The organism is Paenibacillus sp. E222 (genome assembly GCF_013401555.1).
GTDB lineage: Bacteria > Bacillota > Bacilli > Paenibacillales > Paenibacillaceae > Paenibacillus.
Genome location: NZ_CP058552.1, coordinates 1,987,952 through 2,013,996, shown reverse-complemented (window position 1 = coordinate 2,013,996; position 26,045 = coordinate 1,987,952). Strand labels below are relative to the sequence as shown.

At 38.7% G+C, this 26,045-nt stretch carries 29 protein-coding genes; all 29 read right to left on the bottom strand.

Going from position 1 to position 26,045, the window contains the following annotated elements; genetic code table 11:
* Positions 1-170 precede the first annotated feature (170 nt).
* Positions 171-368 (bottom strand): cold shock domain-containing protein, encoded by a 198-nt coding sequence (locus HW560_RS08830; RefSeq protein WP_024631599.1) that lies wholly within the window; start codon positions 366-368, stop codon positions 171-173.
* A gap of 145 nt (positions 369-513) precedes the next feature.
* On the bottom strand, positions 514-2,340 hold the full coding sequence (locus HW560_RS08825; protein ID WP_179262838.1) for a glycosyltransferase family 2 protein: 1,827 nt from the start codon (positions 2,338-2,340) through the stop codon (positions 514-516).
* Between the two features lie 15 nt (positions 2,341-2,355).
* The gene (locus HW560_RS08820; RefSeq protein ID WP_218834989.1) at positions 2,356-3,270 is read right to left on the bottom strand and encodes an NAD-dependent epimerase/dehydratase family protein; all 915 of its coding nucleotides are present in this window, start codon (positions 3,268-3,270) and stop codon (positions 2,356-2,358) included.
* A gap of 43 nt (positions 3,271-3,313) precedes the next feature.
* A complete protein-coding gene (locus HW560_RS08815) occupies positions 3,314-5,089 on the bottom strand; it encodes a thiamine pyrophosphate-binding protein (protein WP_179262836.1) in 1,776 nt (591 codons plus the stop codon).
* A gap of 15 nt (positions 5,090-5,104) precedes the next feature.
* Complete coding sequence (gene rfbG, locus HW560_RS08810; protein ID WP_179262834.1) at positions 5,105-6,172, bottom strand: CDP-glucose 4,6-dehydratase; 1,068 nt, start codon at positions 6,170-6,172, stop codon at positions 5,105-5,107.
* On the bottom strand, positions 6,166-6,960 hold the full coding sequence (gene rfbF, locus HW560_RS08805; RefSeq protein WP_179262832.1) for a glucose-1-phosphate cytidylyltransferase: 795 nt from the start codon (positions 6,958-6,960) through the stop codon (positions 6,166-6,168). The genes rfbG and rfbF overlap by 7 nt, the downstream gene beginning before the upstream one ends.
* A gap of 16 nt (positions 6,961-6,976) precedes the next feature.
* A complete protein-coding gene (gene rfbH, locus HW560_RS08800) occupies positions 6,977-8,539 on the bottom strand; it encodes a lipopolysaccharide biosynthesis protein RfbH (protein ID WP_179262830.1) in 1,563 nt (520 codons plus the stop codon).
* Positions 8,540-8,660: 121 nt separating this feature from the next.
* Positions 8,661-9,806 (bottom strand): DegT/DnrJ/EryC1/StrS family aminotransferase, encoded by a 1,146-nt coding sequence (locus HW560_RS08795; RefSeq protein WP_179262828.1) that lies wholly within the window; start codon positions 9,804-9,806, stop codon positions 8,661-8,663.
* 11 nt (positions 9,807-9,817) lie between these two features.
* Positions 9,818-10,447: an acetyltransferase gene (locus HW560_RS08790; RefSeq protein WP_179262826.1), complete on the bottom strand. Its 630-nt coding sequence runs from the start codon at positions 10,445-10,447 to the stop codon at positions 9,818-9,820.
* A gap of 51 nt (positions 10,448-10,498) precedes the next feature.
* Positions 10,499-11,641 carry a UDP-N-acetylglucosamine 2-epimerase gene (gene neuC / locus HW560_RS08785; protein ID WP_179262824.1) on the bottom strand — a complete coding sequence of 381 codons (1,143 nt, stop codon included), beginning with the start codon at positions 11,639-11,641 and terminating at the stop codon, positions 10,499-10,501.
* On the bottom strand, positions 11,638-12,666 hold the full coding sequence (gene neuB / locus HW560_RS08780; RefSeq protein ID WP_179262822.1) for an N-acetylneuraminate synthase: 1,029 nt from the start codon (positions 12,664-12,666) through the stop codon (positions 11,638-11,640). The genes neuC and neuB overlap by 4 nt, the downstream gene beginning before the upstream one ends.
* Before the next feature lie 33 nt (positions 12,667-12,699).
* Entirely contained in the window at positions 12,700-13,398 is a 699-nt protein-coding gene (locus HW560_RS08775) for an acylneuraminate cytidylyltransferase family protein (protein WP_179262820.1), read from the bottom strand.
* On the bottom strand, positions 13,395-14,414 hold the full coding sequence (locus HW560_RS08770; protein WP_179262818.1) for a UDP-N-acetylglucosamine 4,6-dehydratase family protein: 1,020 nt from the start codon (positions 14,412-14,414) through the stop codon (positions 13,395-13,397). The genes HW560_RS08775 and HW560_RS08770 overlap by 4 nt, the downstream gene beginning before the upstream one ends.
* A gap of 52 nt (positions 14,415-14,466) precedes the next feature.
* Positions 14,467-15,156 carry a hypothetical protein gene (locus HW560_RS08765; protein ID WP_179262816.1) on the bottom strand — a complete coding sequence of 230 codons (690 nt, stop codon included), beginning with the start codon at positions 15,154-15,156 and terminating at the stop codon, positions 14,467-14,469.
* An 80-nt stretch (positions 15,157-15,236) separates the two neighbouring features.
* Positions 15,237-16,259: a motility associated factor glycosyltransferase family protein gene (locus HW560_RS08760; RefSeq protein ID WP_179262814.1), complete on the bottom strand. Its 1,023-nt coding sequence runs from the start codon at positions 16,257-16,259 to the stop codon at positions 15,237-15,239.
* Positions 16,260-16,373: 114 nt separating this feature from the next.
* Positions 16,374-16,721, bottom strand: coding sequence for a hypothetical protein (locus HW560_RS08755; RefSeq protein ID WP_179262812.1), 348 nt, complete (start codon positions 16,719-16,721; stop codon positions 16,374-16,376).
* A complete protein-coding gene (gene fliS, locus HW560_RS08750) occupies positions 16,718-17,101 on the bottom strand; it encodes a flagellar export chaperone FliS (RefSeq protein ID WP_179262810.1) in 384 nt (127 codons plus the stop codon). The genes HW560_RS08755 and fliS overlap by 4 nt, the downstream gene beginning before the upstream one ends.
* Before the next feature lie 13 nt (positions 17,102-17,114).
* Positions 17,115-18,659: a flagellar filament capping protein FliD gene (fliD, locus tag HW560_RS08745; RefSeq protein WP_306459232.1), complete on the bottom strand. Its 1,545-nt coding sequence runs from the start codon at positions 18,657-18,659 to the stop codon at positions 17,115-17,117.
* Between the two features lie 17 nt (positions 18,660-18,676).
* Positions 18,677-19,048: a flagellar protein FlaG gene (locus HW560_RS08740; RefSeq protein WP_257031814.1), complete on the bottom strand. Its 372-nt coding sequence runs from the start codon at positions 19,046-19,048 to the stop codon at positions 18,677-18,679.
* Positions 19,049-19,197: 149 nt separating this feature from the next.
* A complete protein-coding gene (locus HW560_RS08735; protein WP_179262808.1) occupies positions 19,198-19,965 on the bottom strand; it encodes a flagellin N-terminal helical domain-containing protein in 768 nt (255 codons plus the stop codon).
* 186 nt (positions 19,966-20,151) lie between these two features.
* Complete coding sequence (gene csrA, locus HW560_RS08730; protein ID WP_179262806.1) at positions 20,152-20,385, bottom strand: carbon storage regulator CsrA; 234 nt, start codon at positions 20,383-20,385, stop codon at positions 20,152-20,154.
* The gene (gene fliW, locus HW560_RS08725) at positions 20,385-20,834 is read right to left on the bottom strand and encodes a flagellar assembly protein FliW (RefSeq protein ID WP_179262804.1); all 450 of its coding nucleotides are present in this window, start codon (positions 20,832-20,834) and stop codon (positions 20,385-20,387) included. The genes csrA and fliW overlap by 1 nt, the downstream gene beginning before the upstream one ends.
* A gap of 89 nt (positions 20,835-20,923) precedes the next feature.
* Positions 20,924-21,832 carry a flagellar hook-associated protein FlgL gene (gene flgL / locus HW560_RS08720; protein WP_090903544.1) on the bottom strand — a complete coding sequence of 303 codons (909 nt, stop codon included), beginning with the start codon at positions 21,830-21,832 and terminating at the stop codon, positions 20,924-20,926.
* Positions 21,833-21,855: 23 nt separating this feature from the next.
* A complete protein-coding gene (gene flgK, locus HW560_RS08715; RefSeq protein WP_090903543.1) occupies positions 21,856-23,418 on the bottom strand; it encodes a flagellar hook-associated protein FlgK in 1,563 nt (520 codons plus the stop codon).
* A gap of 18 nt (positions 23,419-23,436) precedes the next feature.
* A complete protein-coding gene (locus HW560_RS08710; protein WP_090903542.1) occupies positions 23,437-23,937 on the bottom strand; it encodes a flagellar protein FlgN in 501 nt (166 codons plus the stop codon).
* Positions 23,938-23,945: 8 nt separating this feature from the next.
* The gene (gene flgM / locus HW560_RS08705) at positions 23,946-24,230 is read right to left on the bottom strand and encodes a flagellar biosynthesis anti-sigma factor FlgM (RefSeq protein ID WP_062329757.1); all 285 of its coding nucleotides are present in this window, start codon (positions 24,228-24,230) and stop codon (positions 23,946-23,948) included.
* 152 nt (positions 24,231-24,382) lie between these two features.
* Positions 24,383-24,790, bottom strand: a complete 408-nt coding sequence (locus HW560_RS08700) for a TIGR03826 family flagellar region protein (RefSeq protein WP_064641917.1) — start codon at positions 24,788-24,790, stop codon at positions 24,383-24,385.
* A 310-nt stretch (positions 24,791-25,100) separates the two neighbouring features.
* Positions 25,101-25,787, bottom strand: coding sequence for a ComF family protein (locus tag HW560_RS08695; protein ID WP_257031813.1), 687 nt, complete (start codon positions 25,785-25,787; stop codon positions 25,101-25,103).
* Positions 25,788-25,812: 25 nt separating this feature from the next.
* Positions 25,813-26,007: a hypothetical protein gene (locus tag HW560_RS33765; protein WP_257031812.1), complete on the bottom strand. Its 195-nt coding sequence runs from the start codon at positions 26,005-26,007 to the stop codon at positions 25,813-25,815.
* Positions 26,008-26,045: the final 38 nt, after the last annotated feature.

Sequence of the window (26,045 nt, the reverse complement as noted above, 5' to 3'; positions counted from 1 at the left end):
GAACTATGACTTGAATTTATCAAATTCATTAGAATAATGTTCTTCGGCTGATTCTCAAATTTCGAATCTATTAGAACAAAAAAAGACCCCGGAAACACCGGAGTCTGATGCTAGCGATAATTCAATTGGTAACCATCTAACCATATATGTAGGTCGGATTGTCCGGATGATTATAATTTGATTACGTTAGCGGCTTGCGGTCCACGCGCGCCTTCGACGATGTCGAATTCTACGGATTGACCTTCTTCCAAAGTTTTGAATCCTTCGGATTGAATTGCGGAGAAATGTACGAATACGTCGCCGCCGTCTTCAGTTTCAATGAAACCGTAACCTTTTTCTGCGTTGAACCATTTTACTTTACCTTGCATGCACTAACATTCCCTTCGTCATCAAATGAAGTGAGGTTGTGTCAAAGACCCTTGCCCACAATTCAGATGATATCACCTAATCTTATCCATTGTCAATTGGTAAAGAAAATGTTTTATTGGTATAAAATACAAAAAAGAGGCATGCTCAGTTAAGTTGTAATACATATTTTTTCAGAGTTTCACGCCATACTTCATTACTCCTGTTAACCTCAGTGTAATCTTTAAAATGATTTAAATAATGTAAATCAGAGCAATACAGGTGAACCTCATCAATAATATCCAAAAGTTCTTCTTGCGAAGAGAATTTTTTATAAAAATTCTCCAAAGAAATGTATATCAACCAAAATGTCTTATCACATAGTTTTTTATACATTTTTTTTATGATCTCTTCATCCTTAAAAATTTCCATAGATTTCATGACTTCAAAGAAGCCACGATGTTGCTCCAAGCGACTCTCAATAGTTGCATATTGTGACACTTCTCCACGTTTTTTAATTATCTTGATATTCTCTGCTTCCATTTTTTCTGGTGCTCCTTCATTGATCAGTTTCAATGAAGTAGAGTAAACTGCTCCATATTGACACATTAGCAACTCCCAGCACATATGAGGATAATGCAAAGTAGCCTCATTCCCTAATGAATGAATTATTTCAATATTTTCAATTACTTTCTTTTCTACAAGTAAATCTTTATTGAAAATAATACCTGACATATAGTTTGAAGTTAGCATAAATTGATATAATGATTCTGTCCCCGGTGAGGTTGTAATTTCTTCAAACTCACTTTGGTTAGTTGTACTTGATTTAACTAAAGCGAGATTAGGCTCTGAGCGCAGAAATGATACCATTTTTTCCAATATATCCAAATCCACCGAATCTTCATCACTTAATAAAAGTATGAACCTTCCCGACGCTTCCTTACATACATTCACCAAATTCCCATAAAACCCTTCATTCGATTTAAGTTCAGAATATGTAACTCGGCTATCAGTACAGGCTTCTATTTCTTTGTAAAAACCCGCGGTAGTATTTTGAGATCCGTTATTAGAAACAACCACCTCTAGCTCATAGTCATATTTACTGCTCAGCAAATGAATTATGTTTTCTAATGCCCTATGCCCTCTATTGTATGAAGGTATACATATACTTAGCAAAATGTTCTCACGATTCTTATTTAGTGACATTCTCCGATTATTATGAATAAACTGAATATATTCCTGAGATTTTTGTATTTCAGTAGAGAAGCTTATTATGTTTCTGGGTATATAGTTTGTATGAAATTCAAAAAAACTCTTCATTTCTAGATAGGAAAAAAATAGGGTCAGGTTATTTAGCTTTGGATTGTAACCACCTTGTAGGGTTGCAAGGAATTTGTCTTCCTCCTCTATAAGAACAAAACACTCACGATGCTCTTTGACAACTGAAGACACTGCAGCTAATGAGTTTCCGATTTCAAACTTTTCGACATACAAATAAGAAGAAAATGAATCAAATTCATTTTTTTTATATGCTGAAGTTTTCGTTTGAAATAAAGTGAAATCGCCCATAATTTCTTTTGTTTTTTTGTTGTAAAAATAATATCTATTTTCGAATTCTGTAGGGATTAAATAGTACGATAAGTTAGTGAACTCTCTTCCATCCACTGTTTTTTTTAAAGCCTTTAAGTTCTCAATGTAATTCATTTCAAATTCAGGAATGTTGGGTTCAATAAACGCTTGCAGGATAAACGAATCTATTTCATCAGAATGTTCTATAGATTGTGCCAGTTTAAACATTGATACAGCCCGATGATACTCTCCTGATTCGAATAAGAACTCTCCAAAAAATTTATAAAAGAAGTGTTTATTTTCATTAGAATAGTGGTTGGGATTATTAGAAACATCCTCATATATTTCATAGAGTTTATTAACCGCTTGCTCCGCATTTCCTTCTTGAATAAACTGTACAAGTTTCTCCAACTCAAGATCATTCATATTGAACCTCATTTCTCATAATCCAAATTCAGTTTTCACATAATCTGCTGTTTCTCGAATCCCATCAGTAAATGCTGTTTCTTGGATACAACCGATATCTTGTTCCAATTCAGCAAGGTCGGTTGAGAGATGCATCACTTGGTTGGGAGCATAAGGAATTCCACCAAACTTTAGTGGCTGTAAAGGTGAAACCTCATCTCTCATTTGCTCTATGAAACTTTTTAAAGGACGGGTGTCTTTACTACCTATACAATAAACTTTTCCATCCAGTCCCTTTAAGGCTAAGTCATATAAAATTTTCGCAGCATCTTTGCTGTAAATAAAATTCCATATTTGCTCACCTTTAGTGAAAACGATATTTTCTTTTAACAACATTTTTCTAATAGTGTCAATAATCATTGTTTGGCTATCATCGTAAGGACCATAGACACTCAGCACTCGTGTCCAGACATGTTTAATCCCTAACTGATTACAAAGTATCCTACTTAGTTGTCCTGCACATAGCTTAGCCATACCGTAACTATTCTCAGGAAAAGTTGCGGTCTTGGAAGTAAGAGGATAAGATGACCTTCCGTATTCTGCTTGAGATCCAGCGCCAATAAACATCTGGCAACCAAAGTTTTTTGCTAAACGTACCGCGTCTAATGTGAAACTAATATTGCTGTTCTGTGTATCAACGTTATTACGTTCAGGACCCACGCTGTCATTCCACGCAAAATGATAAAAAACATCATAATGTCCCTGAATATTTGCTGTTGCATATTCAGCTAAATTAAGTTCAACTATTTTGATTAAATCACTTTTGGGGAGGTACTTAATGCCTGTAGATTCTTTACGACATATAGCAAGTACTTCCACGTTGTTCTCCAAGAACAATTGAATTAGGGCCATTCCAATAGAGCCAGTAGGTCCTGTAATTACAACCTTCATAATTAAAAACCCCTATAATGCTGTATTTTGTGATTAAAAGAATTTAACTAGAGAAATCAATTTCATCTACCAAATCGATCAACATAATCTCTTTAAGTACTTGTCGATCTAAATATGGAAACATGTCTTCTAATGGTCTGTTAACTACCAATTTAGGATATACTTCAGAGTTGCTTGACAACAAGACCTCCAAAAAAGCTGGCCCAGAGGTATCAAAAAACTCCTTCATTATCTCAATTTCGTCCATTGATGTAATTGAGAAGCTTGGTATATCATACGCTTGGAAGATGCGACCAAAGTCAGGATTCGGATTCACCGTAGACTGTTTCCGGCCATTCATATACAAGTCTTGGAATTGACGAACCATTCCAAGTGATTGATTATTGAATACAACTATTTTTACTGGTAAATCAAGACGCACAATTGTATCTAATTCTTGAATATTCAGTTGAATACCGCCGTCTCCTGCTATGACAAGGACTTCTTTTTGTGAGGATAGGGCAGCTCCGATAGCCGCAGGCAGTGCAAATCCCATGGCTCCCATCCCCCCTGAATTTAATAATCTCTGACCAGAAGAAAGCTTAAATGACTGGGAGGCCCACATTTGGTGTTGTCCAACGTCCAAACAAATTGTATTAATTTGACCTGCCTGTAAAGATAACTTCTCAATAAATTGATTTGGTTCTACCTCAACACCCTCAGAGACAAATGACAATGTAGGATATTTGCTTTTTTGATCATTAATAAAGCTCAGCCAGTAATCGAGAGGTTTTTTTCTGTAATTAGCTAGTTTGATATTCAGCTCGGTTAAAAACACTTTAATCGAAGCCGTAATAGCAATGTCCACATGTACTTTAGCATTTAGCTCGCATGCTTCAATATCTACGTGTATTTTGGTAGCTGCTCTAGCAAATGTGTCTGGACGAGTACCGGTTTGTCTACTATCCAATCTCGAACCCAGTATAATTAAAAGATCACAATTGGCCACGGCTAAGTTACTATATCTGTGCCCATAGGAACCAATCAAACCAAAGCTACGATTGTACTCTGTAGAAACAACATCTAGTCCCATTAGCGAACTAACAATTGGAATTCCTGTGAGACTCAGAAATTTTTCCAACTCTCCTTGAGCACCACCGCTTCGAACCCCTCCACCTGCTAACACGAGTGGTCTTTTTGAGAAACTTATCAAATCAATAATTTCATTGAGTTTTTCTTCTGCAATAGTCTTCGATGCTGTACCTTGCCTAAGAAGTTCATACTCTTCGCTATTAAAAAAACTTGGCAATTCCTCCGGTTCGATATCAGCGCGCTGAAGATTCATTGGGAGATCTATTAAAACAGGTCCTGGACGTCCATTTTGAGCAAAATAGGTGGCTTTTTCAAGCTCATATCTGATCATTTTTGGATCAGTAATTAGCACAGCATATTTAGTGAGGGATTTTACAACACTAACAATATCGGTTTCTTGAAAACCTACCTGCCGAAGCGGTCTATCGAATTTGTATTCATAGGTGTTAACCTGACCAGTGATAAATAAACAAGGAACGGAATCAAAGTAGCAACTACCTATTCCTGTAAGCAAGTTCAACGACCCTGGACCACTGGTTGCCATAGCAACTCCTAATTTGCCATTCACACGTGCATAAGCTTCGGCGGCAAATGCTGCCCCTTGTTCATGTCTCACTGAAATACATTCAATCTCAGGAGTTTTGGATATTGAATCAAGTAGGTGAACAATTGCCCCTCCAATAAACTCAAAAACATGAGAAACGCCTTGATCTTTTATGAAATGAACTACATAATCAGATAGTTTCAATTCCTTCCCCCCAAACTATGTTACTTGATGCTCTTCAATCTGACTCAAACAAAGATCAAGGAGAGTTTCTTTGTTAGGATCAGCCTTTGAAAAGGAAATAATTTGATCAATCGTCTTTTCCAGACACCATCTAGGCCTCCAACCTAACTCCTTTTTAGATTTAGAACAATCCAGTTTAAGATATGTCGCTTCATGTGGATGGTCACCAACAGAAATCTCGTATCCTTTGTTAGAATCACTCCATTTAGTGCACATCATTTGAACGATACATTCTACTGATTTTGCATCAGATTCATCTGGGCCAAAATTCCACGCTTCTGCATAATCCGATCCTTTTTCAAACAACTTTTCTAATAGCAGAAGGTAGCCACTCAAAGGTTCAAGAACATGTTGCCATGGTCTAATTGAATTAGGATTTCGAATTTGAACACTCTCGTCTGCCGATAAAGAACGAATACAATCAGGCACAAGACGATCCACGGCCCAATCTCCCCCACCTATGACATTACCTGCCCGTGCTGTTGCTACCGCTACCTTTCTACTTTCATTATTAAAAAAAGAATCGCGGTAAGCAGATGTCACCAGCTCTGAACATGCTTTGCTGCTAGAATAAGGATCATATCCACCAAGTGGCTCCGTTTCTCTGTAACCCCATACCCATTCCTTGTTGTCATAACACTTGTCTGTAGTTACATTTAAAACACATTTGACTGATTGACACTGTCTTACAGCTTCAAATACATTGACTGTCCCCATAACATTAGTCATATAGGTTTCAACTGGAGATTTATATGATTCCCTCACTAAAGGTTGGGCCGCCATATGTATAACAATTTCAGGTTGGGAGGTCTGCATAGCTTCACTTAGGGGATGATACTCTCTAATGTCCCCAATAACGCTTTTATAAATTAAATTCTCGACTTGGCAAATTTCAAACAAGCTAGGTTTCGTTACAGCCGATAATGAAAATCCGGTAACTTCTGCTCCCAGTGAGCTTAGCCATATACTTAACCAAGACCCTTTAAACCCTGTATGACCTGTTAAAAAAACTTTTTTCCCTTTCCAAAATTCCTTGTTCACCATTTAAATTCCACCTTCAATTTCCTTTCACTCCAAGGAGCATTCCCTTTCGTCCACAACTCTTCCAAGTAGTTCTTGTCTCTCAACGTATCCATAGGCTGCCAAAAACCAGAGTGCTTAAATGCTTGTAACTGATTATTCAAAGCTAAATTCTTTAATGGCTCTTCTTCAAAAATCGTCTGATCATCTTCAATATAATCAATAACTATCGGGTTCAAAATAAAGAACCCGCCATTGATCCATCCATTATCGCCTTTTGGCTTTTCCTTAAAACCAAGCACATTTGAATCCCCATCTAATTCCAACGATCCAAAACGACCATTGGGTTGAACCGTTGTAACTGTGGCTTGTTTCCCATGACTCTGATGATATTCAACGAGTTCCTTAATATTCACATCAGAAACTCCATCACCATAGGTAAGCATGAAGGGTTCATTATTTAGATACTCTTTTACTCGCTTCAGCCTCCCCCCCGTCATCGTCTCCAAGCCCGTATCAACCAATGTAACCTTCCATGGTTCAGCATGAATATGATGGATAACTTGTTGATTAGTAGTAAAATCAAAGGTGACATCCGACTCATGCAAAAAGTAGTGAGCAAAATACTCCTTAATTACATATCCTTTATAACCTAAACAGATAATAAAATCATTGAACCCATAGTGGGAATATAATTTCATAATGTGCCATAAAATTGGTTTACCCCCGATTTCAACCATAGGTTTAGGTTTGAGATGAGATTCTTCGCTAATTCGGGTGCCGTATCCCCCCGCCAAAATGACTACTTTCATACCTGATCCTCCGAATCTATTTTTTCTCAAGCACAAACCTTCGAATGGTCTCTATCATGTAATCTACCTTTTCTACTGTAAGTCCTGGATAGACTCCAACCAGAAATGTATCATGCATGATTTTATCTGTATTCGTTAGACCCCCACTAACTCGATAATTGACATGTTGAAATGCAGGCTGACGAGTTAGATTGCCTGCGAATAGCATACGAGTCTGAATACGATGAGCTTCTAGATAAGCTACAATTTCATTTTTTGTAAACTTCACTCCATCGCGTAACGTTAAAATAAACCCAAACCAACTGGGGTCCGAATCCCTCGTAGCTCTTGGTAGAATAAAAAACTCCTCTAAATCCTTAAGCCCCTCTAAAAGACGACTAAAATTATGTCTGCGGGCTTGAGTAAAACTTGGTACCTTTTTCAACTGCTCTACTCCAATAGCTGCCTGCATCTCAGTTACTCGAAGATTGTAACCAATATGCGAATATGTGTATTTATGATCATATCCAAACGGTAACGAGCCTAGTTCCCAACCAAAGCGTTTATTGCAGGTATTGTCGCAGCCAGAAGGGCACCAGCAATCTCTTCCCCAATCCCTGAACGACTCAAGAATGGACTTTAAAAGTGCATTGTTTGTATAGACCGCTCCACCTTCCCCCATCGTCATATGATGGGGCGGGTAAAAACTGGATGTGCCAATATGTCCAAAAGTTCCCGTTAATTGACCTTTAAAAGTTGACCCAAGGGCATCACAGTTATCTTCAACAACCCATAAATTATACTTAGAGGCAATTTCTATAACTTGGTCGATCTCGAATGGATTCCCCATCGTATGAGCTATCATAATTGCTTTGGTTTTGGGAGTAATAGCGGCCTCAATCCGGTCAACCAAAATGTTATACGTTCCTAAATCCACATCTATAAATACAGGAATAGCACCATTCTGAACAATAGGTGTTACTGTTGTTGGGAATCCTGCCGCAACTGTAATCACCTCATCTCCAGGCTTGATCTGACGATCTTTCAATTTAGGCGAACTAAGGGCAGAAAAAGCTAAAAGGTTAGCAGAAGAGCCAGAGTTGGTCAAAAGAGCATATCTCACTCCAAGAAAATTAGCATACTCTTGCTCAAACTGCTTATTGTATCGGCCAGCAGTTAACCAAAAGTCCAGTGAAGAGTCAACTAGACTCCTCATTTCTTTTTCATCGTAAACACGTCCGCCATATGAAACTGAGGATACTTTTGGAATGAAATCTCTATCCTTGTCTGCATGGAACAAATCGTAATAGTTTTCTACTTTTGAGAGTATTTCAAGTCGGGATATTTTTTCGAGATAGAATTTATCAACTTCACCAATTGTCACAAGATTATCAGGCTCTATTGTGTCTTTATTACAAATATCTAAATATACTGTTTGCTCAAATACTGACAAAGTCATTTCAATATTATACTTTTCGTCGTAGCTATATGGGGCATCGAACGCAACAATATAGATTTCGACTTTATCTTCATTGACTTTATTAGCAACCACACCATAGATTCCAGTTTCCTTTATACGAATGATACTTCCTGTGATCATTTGCACACTCCTTAAACCCTATAAATTCACCAAATTTTCTTATATAGAAAAAGTTAAACACTATATCAATTCCAAGGTTTAACAATGGATAGTTATGATTCTTCAACTATTATGTTATTATTTAGTGCATGTCCAAAAAATTCTTTATCCGCTCAATTACGATATCCTGAACTTCTTGACTCATCTTTGTGTCAGACGGGAGACAAATACCCTTATGGAAAATATCAGAACTTACATCCTCGTCATGGGCAAAGTAATCATAATCAGAAAAAACAGGTTGTAAATGCATGGGCTTCCAGGCAGGTCTGGACTCAATATTATGCTCATCCAAATATTCAATTAATTTCGTGCTTAACGATAATTCTTGCAATGGGTCGAGCAACATCACAGTTAACCATTTTGTTGAATTTCCATAATCACATTCTGGCAAAAAGTCACACGAATATTTAGAAGAGAGCATTTGAGAATATCGATTAAATATCTTTCTCTTTTGGACTATTCGTTCATTTAGCACTTCCAACTGTGCTCTTCCAATACCAGCTAATACGTTGCTCAGTCTGTAGTTATATCCGATTTGGCTATGTTGGTAGTGTAAGGCTTTATCTCTGGCCTGACTCGCTAAAAATCTAGCTTTACTAAGACTCTGAATATCATCAGAAACCAACATTCCTCCGCCTGAAGTTGTTATTATTTTATTGCCATTAAACGAATAAACACCGAATTTTCCAATAGTGCCACTCATTTTCCCTTTATACGTTGCACCTAAAGATTCCGCTGCATCCTCAATAATAGGTACTTCATATTCAGCACATATTTGTTCAATTGGGTCATAATCTGCACTTTGACCATATAAATTCACTACAATAACTGCTTTGGGTTTCTTTCCTTTAGCTGAGTACTCCTTCATTGCGCGTTCTAAAGCAATCGGTGACATATTCCAACTTGCAGGCTCTGAATCGATAAAAACCGGAGTAGCTTTCTGATATAAAATCGGATTGGCACTGGCAGCAAAAGTCAAAGAAGAACAAAAGACTATATCATCCGCCTGCACATTAAGCAGTAGTAACGATAGATGAATAGCAGCTGTTCCTGAACTTAATGCAACAGCCCCTGCGCTCCCAACGTAGGCAGCCAAATCTTTTTCAAAAGCATCGACATTAGGCCCTAGAGGAGCAATCCAATTCGTTGAAAAAGCCTCTTTAATATATTCCTGTTCCTTACCACTCATATGTGGCGAGGCTAATAAAATGCGATCATGCTTCACCATCCACTCGCCCCTTAATTCGAAATTTTGATTACTTTAGCTGGACAGCCCACCGCTGTAGCACCGTCGGGAATGTTACGAATTACACAAGCACCAGCACCAATTCTTGTCTCTTTTCCAACCTTAATTTCCGGTATCAATGAAGCTCCTATTCCAATATGGGTATAAGCTCCAATCTCGACCTGCCCGGCTAAATGTACACCTGGTGAAAGATGGACATAATCTTTTATATTACAATCATGATCCACTGTTGTTCCTGTATTGATAATTACATGTCTTCCTACAACAACATCTGCGTTTACTACAGAGTTTGCCATAATTACTGTTCCTTCTCCTACACAAGCGTCCGGACTAATCACAGCACTTGAATGCACTGCCTTTCCAAAACGAACGCCCCTCTGCTCAAAGTAAGTAGCAATTCTTCCTCTCGTAGCATTATCACCTATGGCTACTATAAATAAGGAATTACTGTATTTCCTGACAATCTGCTCAAGATGATCCATACCACCAAGAAACGGAACTCCTCTCCACTCAGCTTCAGACCATCGATCATCCATGACCCCCAAGACATCCTCACCAATGGATCTTAGATTATCTAACACAACTTTCCCATGCCCACCTGTTCCAAAGATAATATATCCCAACGTAGAGCCCCCGCCCTGTCCTATAAAGACTATTAAATGAGAACTATGTGATCAGTATGTTATTATTTTTTGAATCATATAATCACTTTTACTTATGCCTTTTAGTACTTCTACAATAAGTTGACTGGTATTTTCTTTAGCGTAAACATTAGGAGTTAATGAAACTTTCTGTTTAAACTCAGAAGAAGTTACTAGGTCTAATGCATTTTCAAGTGCTTTATCACTCTCAATAATATCTATTACATTCGATGAACGCTCTCTTCGACTTTGACGAGAACCAATATTTATAACTGGAACATGAAAAGAAGCGGCTTCAATAATTCCTGAAGATGAGTTCCCTACTAAGACTGTAGCATTCTGTAAAACCGACAAATATTCTATCGGATCAAAATTAGTAACTAATTGAATACTATCCGTTTCATAGTACCGTTTATAAATCTCTACTAATGAATCTGATCCTGCATCTGAGTTTGGTTGTATGCATATAATATCAAACTCACTTCTCACCATAACATTCAACATTTTTTCTAACATTTTTAGATCAGCAGTCTTTGTCGTAACAGGGTGATAAGCAAATAAAATATATCCTTTAGTTTTAATATTAATATTGTATTTATGAAAAGTTTCCTTATGGCTCGGAAGAGCAGTGTTCATTATCGTTTCCAATCTTGGAGCACCAACAACATGAATTCTCCATGAATCTTCGCCTAATCTCTGTAATCTTTCTTGACTTTGTATAGTTGCCACAAGATGAATATGAGCCAATTTGCTTATCGCATGACGAACTGATTCATCTATTGTTCCAGTAACCTCTCCCCCGTGTATGTGTACCAGAGGGATATTCATATGTGAAGTAACTATTGCTGCTGCTAACATTTCCCCTCGATCGCCCAACACAATTACCGTATCAGGTTGAATGGATTCTATAGCCTGTGTCATGCCTAATATAGCCAGCCCTATTGAACGAGACATATTACCATGTGTCGATCCTTGTAAAAGACAATCCACTTGGGCAGATACTTGGAATCCATCTTTTTTTATCAATTCAACAGTATTCCCAAACTTTGGGGACAAATGCATTCCTGTTACAAGAAGATGCAGTTCTAATGTCTCTTCTCTTTCTATTGCTTTTAAAATAGGATAATATATTCCATAATCAGCACGCGTACCCGTAACAACAACTATTTTTTTCATTCAAAGTCTTCCCTTGACAAAAGTTGATCCTGTTCGACATCTCTTACAAGCGTTCTGCCTACAAAATCGAAATAATATTTGGGAGGAATACCTGTTCCAGGTCGCTTGATAACTAAATCATGTTCTTGCATTTGTTCTCCAACTTTCATACTTCGTCCAGCAACCAGGCTCTTTCTAGCAACAGACCTTGTGGTCTGTTCTGAAGGCATACAGCGCTTAACACCATCGCCCATTGATTGTTCAACTTTACGAATTGCCTTTACAAGAGCTGAAAATTCGTCTGGCTCTAGAGACGCCTTATGATCTGGACCAGGAAGGGAACGATCAAGAGTGAAGTGTTTCTCAATAATCCTCGCACCTACTGCAACAGCAGCAATAGATACCTCAATTCCCGTAGTATGATCTGAATAACCAATAACTTTTTTGAATTCAGATGCCATAGTATGGATTGCATGGAGATTCACGTCCTCGACTGGAGCAGGGTAATCCGAAGTACAGTGAAGCAGAGAAACATCACTTTTAGTAATAACCTCCAACGACTCTCTGATTTCGTTCAAATCCGCCATTCCCGTTGAAAGAATAATCGGACGTCCATATTGATCAACCTTTTGTAGAAAAGGGTGGTTATTCATATCTCCAGAGCTTATCTTAAATGCATTAACTTGGATCGAATTTAGAAAATCTGCACTTTCCTCATCAAATGGAGTGGATAAAAAATCGATTTCTTTCTTGTCGCAATACTGCTTAATCTTTATAAAATCGGAATAGCTTAGCTCAAGTTGCTGTAACATTTCCAGTTGACTTCCGTAATCACCTGTATTTTCAGCCTGATATTCTGCTTTTTGAGCATGCCTAGTTACTAGCTTCTTGCTATTAAATGTTTGAAACTTCACTGCATCTGCTCCACATAAGAAAGCTTGGTCTACACATTGGAGCGCTCGATCTAATGATCCATTATGATTAACCCCTACTTCAGCAATAATGTAAACAGCGCTCCCACTAATTTTCGATTGAAACTTGCTCATTTGTCTTATATCCCCCCTCATCCTAATTCCCGGCTATTTCGAGTTTTGTATAAGAAATTCAGCCCATCTTAAATCCAATTCGTTATCTATATCAACAGATCGTTCTTGTGGCATTAGATATCCATAATTATTTGATCCAGTCATCGTATTGTGAATCATTAACAAATCTCTTTTAACAATATAAATTGCTCCGTTCAAGATATACATTTCAGACAAGTCTTGTCTCCTAAGATTATCGGCCTGCTCCTTTAAATAAGGTTCAAGCTTCCCACAAGTCCACTCTCTTAGTAAATAAGGATGAGTATCAGATACAGTAATGCTTTGTAGTGAATCTCCTTCATTATTTATAAATATTTGATAAGCTTCATCAATATCATGAGCATTCCGCAATGGAGAAGTTGGCTGAAGCAACACAATATGCTCAAAGGAGGTGTTCTCCTCCTGTTCATAATAAAGGACGGCATGCTTTAGAACATCAATACTGGCAGCTTGGTCTGTTGCCAATTCAACAGGACGGATAAAAGGTACTTCAGCACCAGCCGACTTAGCAACACGGGCTATTTCTTCACTATCCGTAGAGACAACTACCTCATCAATATAATGACTGTTCAGAGCCGCTTCAATCGTGTAATTAATTAACGGTTTAAGATTCAACAATCTTATATTTTTATGAAGCAAGCCCTTAGATCCGCCTCTAGCAGGGATTACAGCCAAACATTTCGATTTCTTCATATCAACACCTTCGAGAAGCCTAATCCGTTAGCATCAATCAGGTCCCTAATCTCTGATGTATGCATTCGTCTCGCTGTTCTCGAGGAATATTCCTGATGTATGGCTTTTTTAAATCCAGTGTAATCATATTCTTGTGTATTAAATACGGAGGGAATGATATACATTTGCTCGTTTTCCTGAGCCCTCTCTGATTCTTCAAGTGTCATAAGTTCCTCATATAATTTCTCTCCAGGACGAATCCCCGTTTCAATGACTTCACCTAAGAAACTTCTGCCCTCAGACTGTTCATAAGAATCAATAAGACACTTGGCCAAATCTGTAATTTTGAGGATCGGCATTTTCAGGACAAACACCTCTCCGCCTTGAGAATATTTTGCTGCATCAATTACCAATTGAGCCGCCTGTGGAATTGACATCATAAAGCGTGTCATCTCCGAATGTGTAACCGTTACAGGTTTCCCCTCTGCAATTTGATTTCTAAACAGCGGAATTACTGATCCTCTTGAACCCATTACATTACCAAACCTTACACATGCAAATATTGTGCGTTTGCTACCTTTATAAAAGCCAGCAGCTGAAATCAACTTCTCAGAAAGCAGTTTTGTGGCACCCATTGTATTGGTTGGATTGACAACCTTATCCGTGCTTATGGCTATAACTTTCTCAACATTGTGCTCAATGGCTGTCTCAATAACATTCTGTACACCAATAACATTGGTCTTTACCGCTTCCATGGGATTATATTCGCATGCAGGGACATGTTTTAAAGCTGCTGCATGAAAAATAACATCCACATCCTCCATAGCATATCCAAGTCTCTGTTTATCTCTTATATCCCCTATTAAATACCTGATATTATCATATTCTTTGAGTTCTTGTTGCAACTCAAATTGCTTACTTTCGTCGCGACTGAATATGCGAATCGCTTTCGGCTGATAAGTTAATAAGTTTCTTACTATTTCACTTCCTATAGACCCTGTGCCTCCAGTGACCATCACAACTTTACCCGTGAACATACATAACCTCCGGTTCAATAAGATGTTTTATATATTGCATTAAGCTATGAACCTAGGCATCCATTATACTATGAATACTATTTATTCTCCTTGCACTTTCCAGTAATAACTCTTCCAAGTGAGGGAGTTTTTTTTCTATCTCATCTAACATCTCACCGATATATTCCTTTACATACCCTGCTTTGATGATAATGTTCTGTTCAACAACAATTGAAGGTAACATCCGATCAAAACGTGCAATCTGAAGGGGAATCAAGGATTCAAAAATTGGTGCAAACCACTCTCTATTGACTATCTCTCCCCATTTTTGTTCTATATCAAATATCACATTATGACATTTTAATGGCTTATTTCTGCTAAGTTCTTCAATAATTAATAGCAATTTACGAATCGATCTAATCTCTGGAGATAATTGGTTAACATCGTTGATAACCAACTCAATTTTAGCCTTTACATTGGCATACCGCTCGTGACTTATTACTATAGGATGATCTTTTATCCAATTCTCTAATATATTTGGATCTACCAATTCTCCATTATCGAGGCCTGCATATATTTCTTCTATAGGTCTAAATGGGGCACCTTCAATAACAGCTCCAAGACGGGAAGAGTTGTCGAATTTAATATGATCGAAATGCTTAATTAATCCCTCAATAGATTCTTTCATAGATATAAAACTTGCATCTGTCGAATTCATTCCTCCCTTTACATTTTCAACTTGTTTCATCGCTTTTTGTAACATTTCCGCTTTAGTTTCCTCAGAAAAATGATCGACCCCTACGCTATACACTTTCTGTTCTGGATAAGATAGATCCTGACCTGCTAAAACAATATGTGATGCTCCCAAAAAATTGCGGTTTGAATCGCGGTTCCAGCTACAGTGGGTGTCGGCCGCATTAAGATGTCGCTCTTAGTTTTTTGGAGGAAATATTGAGAAATTTGGTCATTCTCCATGATACTGTATACTTTATTTTTTCCTTTTCGTTCAGAGATTCCATAATAGGATGATGAAGTGAACAACAATGTTGACTGAAGGGTACTATCATTAGCAAAAATTTTATTATTCACTTCATGACCATCCATAATAACACATAGATGAGGCTTGATTCCGTGTTTAACAAGGGCCTGTACACTTGAACCAGCGGCAATAATTAAAGCATGTTTTGACATTTTTTTAATCCAATCAATATCCTCAGTCAGAGAAGGACCCGATGATACAATTATCGCCGTGAACCCTTCAAATGTTCCAAACATTTCTTCGATAGAATGCGTGGTCAAGGACTCGTGTAAATGATAAAGATAGTTTTGGGTCCATTCATTTCTAAATCGATTTTCGATTAACTTATTTGAATGAAAATCATTTTTATAAGCTATAAAATCTTTTCTCACCTCTTGAAGCAATTCAATATGCTCTTCCAGGAAAGTACGCAGTCCAATAAAGGCTAAGCTTTCCTGCATATAACTACATAGTAATTGAAATAACATCCTAAGTTGATGATCACCAACAGAAATCCAATAAAGATTGGGATGACTTAATAACAAGCTAATATCATATTCACTTATGACTCTTTTAAAAGAATCTATATCAGATTCATAGATAAACAGCCATCGATCTGGAAATTCTTCCAGGAGATCTGCGATGCTTAATCCCAGTCCAAAACCATATACAAATATGATTTTAGAATCTCCTATAATTTCGTTAACGGCTTGTAACCACTCAGCGTCCTTTTCAAGAAGCTCATACATAATGTGATCTTGCTTCATATTTAATGGATTGGAAAATTCATATTTTTCTACTATATGGGGGAATCTTTGCTTCAAAACTTCAAAGTTTTCTTTAATCATAGCTCATCCACCAATCTCAATTTTCTTCTTTATTTCTATTATTATCGGTCTATCTTTGACAATAATGAAGCCAAATAGAAAAAGCATCGGCCTTTAACCGACGCTTTGTTACAACTATTTTCGATAGTCAATAAATAGGCTATCCGAAGAATAGGACTGCTGGTATGCATTTTGTTGCGAACGAATGTTCTCTCGTTTCTCCAGCCATGCTGCTGCTTCATTTTTAATCGCTAGCATTCGTTCAACAATCACTCTCTCTCCAATAAGCAACTGCTTGATTTCAGCTTTCATGTCATCTGTTAATAACGATCTATAGGAACCTATCTCGTTAACAATGGACTCTCTTTGTTCACTGTAATTAAGCAATTGCTCTTCATCCAATTCAGATAAATTTACAATAGTATGATTGGATAAAAGACTATACTTATTTACTAGATGTCGTAGCTTTTCTATATCGGTCATAAAGCAAAACCTGTACCTAAGGATTTACTTGCCTCTACCCAAGCTTCTCTTAATTCCTTTAAGTGTTCTAATACTTCTTTTGCAGGAACAACATTTTTATTTATATTAGATTCAATCAAACGATGTAACATATATTCATATATGGCAACTAGATTATTAGCTAAGGGGTATTCAAAATTCAAGGATGAAATTAATTCATGTACGATGGCTTGAGCTTTACACAAATTTCGGTTTGCTAGCTCATAATCTTTTTGCTCTATCCCCTCAATACCTGCTTGGACGAATCGAATTGCTCCATCGTATAACATAATTAGCAGTTTGGGTTTGGAAGCAGTCTGAGTTTGAGTTTGTTGATATTTCTGGTACGGAGAATTAATCAATTTACTGTCCTCCTCACATAAAACTGGACAAATTAGAAGATGTATTATTATATCTATTAATAGCAGTTTCCATAGATGTAAATTTTTTGTAGTAATTCGTTTCTTTCATATTTAATTTTGACGTGAGGTCACCTATACGAATGTCAAGCAACCGTAATGATTCTCCCATAACGCTACTTGCATTAAATGAAGCAGTAATTTCTGTGCTAACTTTAGAGGTTCCCGCTGTGTTTGCCAAACTATCTAAAGTTTTATTTGATATTTTACGTAATCTAGAGAATATACCATCTGAGGAATCATATTCATTATTTAAGTAAGAGGAAGAATAGTTTTTACCCAAGTAATCACTAACAATATCTGGATTTTCCTCCAGAGACGCTCTTAACTTATCGGTATCTAAAATCAATTTCCCTTTTGTTTCATAGGTGCCTGTAGTAATCCCAATATGAGTCATGTTAAGTTCGTTTGTTGTCTTGGTTCCATTTTCTAATGTAATAGTTTTATCAAGCTTGACTGTCTGTACAAGGGCAGTTCTCATTTGTGAGATAGCGCCTTCCAAAATACTGTCACGCTTCAGCATTCCGCTTTTAGCTTTTTGTTCCCAAAGTTTAATCTCATCATCTGACATATCTTTTTTCTGTTCGCTTGTTAGCGGAGTATATTTTGAATTACGCTCTTCGTTAACTTTACCATTCAAGAAAGAAGAAAGTTCGTTATAAGAATCAACAAAATTTTGAACTGTTTCTATGATTTTATCAATATCCTTTGTTACACCAACCTGTGTAGTTGCACCATTACTTAATGCATTAAGGGTGATGTCAACCCCATTCATATTAAACGTATTTGATGCTTTAGTTACTTCAAGCCCATTGATCTTAACTTTTGCATCATCCCCACCAGCAAGTTGGTTGTTCAGCTTCAATGCTGTAAAAATACTCCCGTTTATCGTTATATTATTGGAACTCAAACCTGTATCTCTACTAGTAATTGACATATTGCCTGTTGCTGAATCATAGATTGCTGTTACACCTGTCTTTGTATTAGTGTTGATTTTTCTCACAAAAGAATCCAGAGTTTCTGTTGCACCATCAATTTCGATATCAACTCCATTAACTTGAACAGTTGATGTCCCACTTGTTGCAACTCCTGAACCGGTAATATCCGACAATAGAACTTTACCCCAATTGCTCTCTGAACCACCTTTAGTCGGTGCAGATGAGGATTTAGTAGAAGCCGCCTTAGCAAGTAGAAGAACTTCTATTTCCATATTACCGGCCGCTGTAGCAGATGCTTTGGCGGTTACTGCACTTGTATTCCCACTAATGTTAACTTTTTGAGCGTTAAGTGCACCCAATTTACTAAATGTATCGTTTATTTTGGTTTGTGCGAAAGTGACTAGCTTCACACTTGATTCACGATAACCTTCCCGTTTCCACTCCATCAGTTGCTTATTCTGATTAAGTTTGTTTAGCGGTTGACTTTCAGCGGTCATCAGTTTTTTCACTAATGCGTCGATATCCATTCCAGATGCCATTCCTGATATTCTTGTTACAGCCACTCGAATAACCTCCTTATTTAAGCTTTTTGATCTACAAGCAGACCAACAAATTCCATCATTTTAGCAGCTACATCTAAAATTTTTTCGGGAGGAACTTCCCTAATCAATTCACCTGTCTCCTTATTTAAAACCTTAATCATGATAGCATGTGTATCTTTATGAACAGAGAACTCCAAGAATCTTTGTGGTCCTTGAATTGCTTCAATAGCTTTATTAAGTTCCTCGATTGCCTTCTCTTGATCTTCAACTCTGCCGTTTGAAATACTCATACTTGATGAGAGGGCAACCTTATTCTCTATTATCTCTCTGCTTTTTGTTTCCGATGTTGGAGAAACAGACACCTGTGGTAATCCATGAGGAAGCGGTCCTGTAGACTTAACTGGCTCCATTGAAACCTCCATAATTTTGTAGTATTTGTATGATAACAAAAAGGATTCATTAACGTATATATCGGCGAAAGGTATAGATTCTTGAATGGCAAATTAAAAATAAAAAAAGCTCTGTATAAGAATACAGAGCTTTATACAAAAATTTGAAATTAACGAAGCAAGGACAGAACGCCTTGTGGAGCAGAGTTTGCTTGGGAAAGCATAGATTGGGAAGCTTGAAGCAAGATGTTATTTTTAGACAAAGTAACCATCTCTTTAGCCATGTCTGTATCACGGATACGTGACTCGGATGCAGTCAAGTTCTCAATAGTTGTGCCCAAGTTGTTGGAAGTATATTCCAGACGGTTTTGAACAGCACCGATTTTAGCACGTTGCTTAGCAACGGATTCAATCGCTTTTGTAGCGCTCGCAAGGGTAACACCAGATGTCATAGCTTTGAAATCTGTATTAGCGATACCACTGATCGAAATTTTGAAGCTATCATCATCAGCTTGAATTTTAATGCTTGAAGTAATTTTGATTCCATTGAATTTTGTATTCGAAGTGATTGCATCAATTTGTGCACCCAATTGACCAAGTTCCATTTTGATATTGGATTTATCACTTGCTTGGTATGTTTCATTGCTGCTTTGTACCAACAATTCTTTCATACGAGTCAGCATCGAAGATACTTCGTTCATTGCACCCTCAGCTGTTTGTGCGAACGAAATTCCGTCTTGAACGTTACGTTGAGCTTGCTCCAAACCACGGATTTGACCGCGCATTTTCTCAGAGATGGAGAGACCTGCAGCATCGTCTGCAGCACGGTTGATACGCAGACCGGAAGATAGTTTCTCCATGTTTTTGCTTGCATTAGCGTTGTTCAGACCCATATTACGGTGTGTATTTAATGCTGGTAAGTTGTGATTGATAATCATTGTTTATTTCCTCCCTGAAATGGTTATATGCCCACATCCATGTGGTATTAGCGTCTTCACAGGTCGGCCGCCCTGAAGATTACCGCCTTAATATATATATCGACGACATGACATAATTTGTTTATAGCCATCTCAATTTTTTTTCTGTTTTTTTAACATCGTTCAAGGGAGGCTCTTTTTTTAACGTTATTTAGTTAGCCCCCCCAAGTCTTTTATCGTTTTTTGCAATATATCCAGATTCATAGCCGCATTTTGATTGTTTTGCTCAATCGCGTCGAGAACTTCCTTACGATAGATATCAATATCCCTTGGGGCTGTTATACCAAGTTTCACATTCTCACCTTCTACAGATAGCACTGTCAATACGATATCATCTGAAATGACAATAGATTCCCCTTTTTTGCGAGTAAGTACCAACATCAGATACCACCGTCCTTATTGAGAAAATCTTCATTTCTCCATAATGCGTGTTTTGTTTTGTATGATGTATTTTGCAGTACAATTTGCTTGCCCATTTTTTTGTGTGTATTAAACACAACGGGAGCCAATAAGTTAGCTGTTGCATGTCGAATCTCTTCATGCAACGTGACTATGCATCGAACCTGTACATCACTTGGATCGGTTACAGCGAGATCTTCTACACTTTCAGGAGAAAGTTCGAACTCATATTCCGGGTCAAAGTCAAATGGATTTACAGTCACAAAGGCCACTGAATGTTCTTCAACTGCACTAAACAAGCTAAATACTTCATCATGTTGCTGCAACTCAAATGATTTCAGTTCTTCAAAACCTAGGATTCCTTTCGGGAAAATGTATGTTTCTTTCACCAATTGCTCCTGTGGAGTCTCCGTTCTGTTATGTTGACTCATTATGTTCATCCTCCCCCAAATTCGTAAAAAAAGCTACGGACTACTTACTGTCCATAGCTTACAGTCTATACTGGATTAAAATCAAATGGTTACCTCATAAAGTCCATCAGCGATGGTTGCATGATTTGAGCAGAAGACTTCAGCGCCGCTTCATAGATCGTCTGCGCGGAAGTAGCCTGAATCATAAGACTAGCCACATCGGCATCCTCTGTCTTGGATTGAAGAGTTGTAAAATTCAAATCTTGATCCTGCAAACGATTTTGCACTAATTCAATCCGATTAGTTCGCGCACCAACTTCAGATAGACACGCTTGCATTTTGGTTGAACGGGATTCAATGTTCTGTAGTTGTTGCTGTACCCCTGCCTGATTCCCACTATTTAGCGCAGTTGAAAGATCATCAATAATTTTAAAGACATTATCGGTCTCGCCTTTATTACCAAAAAATTCTGAACCTGAAGTATTAATTTGAAAAGTAACCTGCTCACTAATAGAATACAGCACTCCTTGTGTATCTGTCTCTACATCCGCATAATCTGTCACAGTACCCGTTAATTCATAAGGGGCTTTGTCATACGTTTGACCATTGAAGATAAACTTTCCACGAATCTGCGTATTACCTATATCCACAAGGTGTTTCTTCAATTGTTCTACTTCAAGGTTAACAGCTTCAAGATCTGAGTCAGACAACGTTCCATTAGATCCTTGGACTGCCAGTTCCTTCAACCTTTTCATTACATCATTAGCTTGCTGCATATTTGAATCCGTCGCATCCAGCCAACTTACCGCTGCATCCGTATTAGATTGGTACTGCTCATTCGCCGCCAACTCTGCACGGTAACGGAGCGCGTAAGTCACACCAACAGGATCATCGGATGGTTTATTGATTTTGCGCCCTGTGGAAATCTGGTTGGACATGTTATCCATACGGTTCAGGTTGCGGTTCAGGTTGCTAAGCATCTGAGTGCTCATCATTCCTGAGGTTACGCGAATAGCCATTATTGGTTACCCCTCTCTACGTCTTAGCGACCGACTACACCGGTGCTGTTAATGAGTTTGTTCAGCAGTTCATCGTAAGCAGTCATAAAACGAGCAGCTGCACTATACGCGTGCTGAAACTTGATCAAGTTACTCATTTCTTCATCTAGCGATACTCCACTTACCGATTGACGATTCAAGTCGACCTGTTCAGTGAGGAGTTGAGCATTTTGTGCTTGACGGTTAGCTTCTTGGGTCTGTACACCAAGTTGTCCTACAATTGCGCCGAAAAAGTCATCTACCGTGGTTGGTTTGGACAATGCCGATCCAAAATCAAATTTCGCATCTTTTAAGCCAGCTAAAGCCAGCGCCAGGCTATTATTCCCCAGTACTACACTCTCACTTGTACCTGTTCCGGTCGTACGCATCGAAGTTGCGATGTTATTCGGATCATTTTGGATATCTTTACTTAATGTAATATTTCCAGCCGTGATCGTTCCTGAACCGTCTTTGGTTGTAAAAAAGTCCCCGCCCGCAGTTGGTGTACTCCCACTAAGCGTATAACCCAGTTTATGAAGCCCATTAATCCCTTGAACCGTCACTTTCAGATCAGAAGTTATCGTTCTGTTGTTGTTGGCATTGGAATACGTAACATTGTTCAGGACTGTGCCTTCTGGCAAAACCGATCCCGCTGGAATTGTAATCTCAATATCCCCGGTTGCGAGCGTATTCGCCAGTTGATTGATTTGATTACGATAGTCTGCTACATATTGATCACGAGAATGGATCATTCCGTAGACTTCGCCACCAGTTAAAGTCCCCGCTTGATAGGCATTCTCTAAAATATCAGCCGTGACAGGAACCACCGCAGCTCCAGTGACTGCTACTTGGCCTGCAATCGTTACCTGGTAGCCACTATCCAGTTCTGTTATCTGAACGCCTGCAATCTTGGAGAGCTGGTCTACGGCGTAATCACGTTGGTCACGCAAATCATTGGCATTGTCTCCGAGTTGCTCCACTTTTACGATGTTGTTGTTCAGATCCGCTATGGACTGCAAATATGAGTTGATCTCAGTGGTTTTTAACGAAACGTTATTGGTCAAATCACTAGTCAGTGCATCCAATTGGAGACTGATTTGATTTAAACCATCTGTTAACGCCAAAGTTGTCTCTTTCACAATTTTGCGGTTTGTAACATCCTGTGGATCTTGACTAAGATCGGACCAAGAGTTCCAGAAGTTATTCAGCACTGTGCGAATACCCGTATCCGAAGGCTCATTCATGATGGTTTCAAGCTTTTCAAGTGTACTATTACGAATGGTCCATCCTCCAAGAGAGGTATTCTCATTGCGGAATTGGCCATCCAAAAAAGATTCACGAACACGCATAATTGAGTTAAACTCCACACCCGTTCCAAGCTGACCTGGTGCTGTTGTACGGTAAAATGCCACTGCATCAATTGGATCTGCTGCCGTCATGTTGACAACTTGTCGTGAATAACCTGGTGTATTCGCATTGGCAACGTTATGTCCTGTTGTGTTCAAAGCGGCCGTTTGTGTGATCAGACTGCGTTTGGCCGTTTCAATTGAATGAAATGTTGAAGCCATATTATTTTTCCCCCATTGTTAACCACGAGTATCAAAAAGACCAGAGCGAGCTATACCATAAGATTTCTCTAAAGGATTCTGATACGTGGCTTCTGATTCAGCATGAAATGACATTGTCTCAATAAAAAAGTCGATGTACGAGAGCGACTGCTTAATAAGCTGTTGATTGGATTCATTAAGATATTTCACCTTTTGTAGCACATCTGTTAATGAAGTTTGAGCTTGAAGAAGCCTCTTTTTCTCTGCGGTATCAAAGACCAGTCTTGTCAACTCACTAATGGTCAGATTTAACTTGGACTTAATACCACGTCCCTCCAGAAACTGGTGGACAGCCAGAAATCTTTGCTGCTCGATCAACTCAATCCTTTTCAGCAGTTTAGATTCCTGGTTAATTAGGGAAATCAGTATATCAACTTTGTTGGCAACAACAGCTTCCTTCTTCCGTTCCCCCAGCTCAAGCATCTCCACATGTGCGGCTTCCAACTGTTCAAGTACATCAATTATCGATTCAATTGCCATGTGTCCTCCTATTGATTAGGGAAGTTCTTAAAGTATGGAGCGAGCTTCTCGGCAAGCTTCTGGCTGTCTACTTGATAAGTTCCCGAATTTACCTGTTCCTTTAATTCTTGAATACGTTGTATACGTCCTGCATCCTGTGTACGACCTTGTTCCTCAAGCATCTTCATCGCCTCCGGAGAAATGGATACTTCGTCCTTACGGCGGCTCTTTTTGGCATCAGCCTGCTGATTGGATTCAACGTTTCTCTGATAGGAATTGATAGCACCAATTCTATTTGGTTCATTGATTTTCATACAAACTACACTTCCTTTACCCTAGGATTTTTTACATTATCTTTATGTTATTGAATGATTGAGATAATAAAAAAAACCGATAATCTTTAATAAGTTTATCGGTACGTTCCAAAACATTTGTTATAGCAAAAAGTGTATTTAAGCCCTCGCTCCTATGAATCGCGCAGTTTGTCGACAGCATTGTAGGCTCGCCCGCCTATATTATTGTTATCCTTCTGGCCTACTTCACGGGCTGCTCCTGCCAAATCTTTGGTCAAGCGGCTTCGACATGAATCACACATATGTCCTTCACGAATCAGCGTTCCACATACTTCACAAGGATACATCATGTTAGGGGCGTTTTCGATGGAAATCCGACCCTCCCGAATAAAGCGCGTGATTTGCTTAATCGAAATCTCCGTTGCATCAGATAATTCCTGTATATTGGTACCCTTATTCTCACGTAGATAGTCTACACATGTCTGGTATTCCTGCTCAATTTCTTTGATACAGTTCGAACACACATCCCGAAAATTCAACGCATATAATCTGCCGCAGCGAGGACAATTACCTAGATTCATTGCTAAAACGCCCCTCTCATACTTCCTTTTCCGAATGGATAATAATTATACATTACCTTATTTTCACACATCAAGCCATAGTCTATTGCAAACATAGCAAGGGGTTAAAATGCATGTATGCGCAATCTTATGGATATTAAACAAGTTGTTTTTGCAGAATTACACATTAATCTTTCTCAGTGAAGAACAGATGAGCATAAACCTAGATATGTTGTTATTTAAAAATTAGTAAAGTGATCCCCAGTAATGGAGACAGGGATCACGTTAAATTTAACATGCATTTTCATATATCACTTATCGATTTTCAAACTTAAGATCTGGCCAAAGTCAGCGTGTAAATCTCGATTGGAATGTTCATGGAATATCCGGCGTTCAGTATCACCTGTCCACAAGCATTCAAAGTGCTACCCGTTGTGTAAATATCATCGATTAACAGCAAGCGTAAGGGAGGAATATGCCAGCTTTGTGGGGATGATCTGAAATGTGCAGAGACTCTTTCTCCAATGGCGTATGAATTTGTTGATGGCTGTGAATGTATCTCCTTTTGCGCGAATTGAGAGTTGGCTTGATACAAGTCATGTATCAACTCCAGTCCATCCGGCTGCATTGCAAATGCATCCTGCATGGTCTGAATACGCTCGCCGCGTGTCTTGAAGCTTTGTTTGGTAGTGTTGATCCGACGCTGCAGCAGATCAACTACAGGCAGGCGGACGGCTGCGGCAAGTCCTGCTGCGAGCCGCTCGGCCTGGTTGAAGCCGCGCTCGGCCAGGCGTTCGTCGCTGACGGGCACATAGGTCACCGCGTCTGGCCGCCATCGCTGCTTGTTGTTTTGGAGCAGCGACTGGCGGTGGCGCCTCGCTGCTCCGGGATGAGCCACGGGGGCCAGGGTTTCTTTTGCCAAAACAGGGTTGAGTTCTTCGCTCATTGCTTGAAATGCTTGAATAATAAGTGCTGTTAACAGTGCTGCATAGCGCTCGTGTCCTCTGAATTTGTACATCCCAATCCATTCCTTCATAAGAGCGTTATACTGGACGGCGCTGCGGTTGCATATGAATGAACGGTTTTGCATGTGTGGGCGGACGCAGTCCGGGCAGCCGATCCCTCGACCACAACGCAGACAGCGGATGGAACGAATCCATGGAATTTCCTGCACACAACGCGGACATATGCCGGGGTAAATCGGAGACAATATCGCTCGTGTACCACAGGTTAGACATGTCGCTCCGGGTGGGGCGAGTAATCCATGCAGGCGATG

Bases quoted from the DNA above. Each gene is read 5' to 3' on its own strand.
- HW560_RS08740 (WP_257031814.1), bottom strand. From the start codon at position 19,048: ATGGAGCCAGTTAAGTCTACAGGACCGCTTCCTCATGGATTACCACAG.
- rfbF (WP_179262832.1), bottom strand. From the start codon at position 6,960: ATGAAAGTAGTCATTTTGGCGGGGGGATACGGCACCCGAATTAGCGAA.
- rfbG (WP_179262834.1), bottom strand. From the start codon at position 6,172: ATGGTGAACAAGGAATTTTGGAAAGGGAAAAAAGTTTTTTTAACAGGT.
- rfbH (WP_179262830.1), bottom strand. From the start codon at position 8,539: ATGATCACAGGAAGTATCATTCGTATAAAGGAAACTGGAATCTATGGT.
- flgK (WP_090903543.1), bottom strand. From the start codon at position 23,418: ATGGCTTCAACATTTCATTCAATTGAAACGGCCAAACGCAGTCTGATC.
- HW560_RS08770 (WP_179262818.1), bottom strand. From the start codon at position 14,414: ATGTTCACGGGTAAAGTTGTGATGGTCACTGGAGGCACAGGGTCTATA.
- HW560_RS08775 (WP_179262820.1), bottom strand. From the start codon at position 13,398: ATGAAGAAATCGAAATGTTTGGCTGTAATCCCTGCTAGAGGCGGATCT.
- neuC (WP_179262824.1), bottom strand. From the start codon at position 11,641: ATGAAAAAAATAGTTGTTGTTACGGGTACGCGTGCTGATTATGGAATA.
- flgM (WP_062329757.1), bottom strand. From the start codon at position 24,230: ATGAAAATCAATGAACCAAATAGAATTGGTGCTATCAATTCCTATCAG.
- HW560_RS08710 (WP_090903542.1), bottom strand. From the start codon at position 23,937: ATGGCAATTGAATCGATAATTGATGTACTTGAACAGTTGGAAGCCGCA.
- HW560_RS08755 (WP_179262812.1), bottom strand. From the start codon at position 16,721: ATGACCGATATAGAAAAGCTACGACATCTAGTAAATAAGTATAGTCTT.
- HW560_RS08760 (WP_179262814.1), bottom strand. From the start codon at position 16,259: ATGATTAAAGAAAACTTTGAAGTTTTGAAGCAAAGATTCCCCCATATA.
- HW560_RS08795 (WP_179262828.1), bottom strand. From the start codon at position 9,806: ATGGTGAAGCATGATCGCATTTTATTAGCCTCGCCACATATGAGTGGT.
- flgL (WP_090903544.1), bottom strand. From the start codon at position 21,832: ATGGCTATTCGCGTAACCTCAGGAATGATGAGCACTCAGATGCTTAGC.
- HW560_RS08825 (WP_179262838.1), bottom strand. From the start codon at position 2,340: ATGAATGATCTTGAGTTGGAGAAACTTGTACAGTTTATTCAAGAAGGA.
- HW560_RS08735 (WP_179262808.1), bottom strand. From the start codon at position 19,965: ATGATTATCAATCACAACTTACCAGCATTAAATACACACCGTAATATG.
- HW560_RS08820 (WP_218834989.1), bottom strand. From the start codon at position 3,270: ATGAAGGTTGTAATTACAGGACCTACTGGCTCTATTGGAATGGCCCTA.
- HW560_RS08695 (WP_257031813.1), bottom strand. From the start codon at position 25,787: ATGTACAAATTCAGAGGACACGAGCGCTATGCAGCACTGTTAACAGCA.
- csrA (WP_179262806.1), bottom strand. From the start codon at position 20,385: ATGTTGGTACTTACTCGCAAAAAAGGGGAATCTATTGTCATTTCAGAT.
- HW560_RS33765 (WP_257031812.1), bottom strand. From the start codon at position 26,007: ATGTCTAACCTGTGGTACACGAGCGATATTGTCTCCGATTTACCCCGG.
- HW560_RS08830 (WP_024631599.1), bottom strand. From the start codon at position 368: ATGCAAGGTAAAGTAAAATGGTTCAACGCAGAAAAAGGTTACGGTTTC.
- neuB (WP_179262822.1), bottom strand. From the start codon at position 12,666: ATGAGCAAGTTTCAATCGAAAATTAGTGGGAGCGCTGTTTACATTATT.
- fliW (WP_179262804.1), bottom strand. From the start codon at position 20,834: ATGAGTCAACATAACAGAACGGAGACTCCACAGGAGCAATTGGTGAAA.
- HW560_RS08700 (WP_064641917.1), bottom strand. From the start codon at position 24,790: ATGAATCTAGGTAATTGTCCTCGCTGCGGCAGATTATATGCGTTGAAT.
- HW560_RS08765 (WP_179262816.1), bottom strand. From the start codon at position 15,156: ATGTTACAAAAAGCGATGAAACAAGTTGAAAATGTAAAGGGAGGAATG.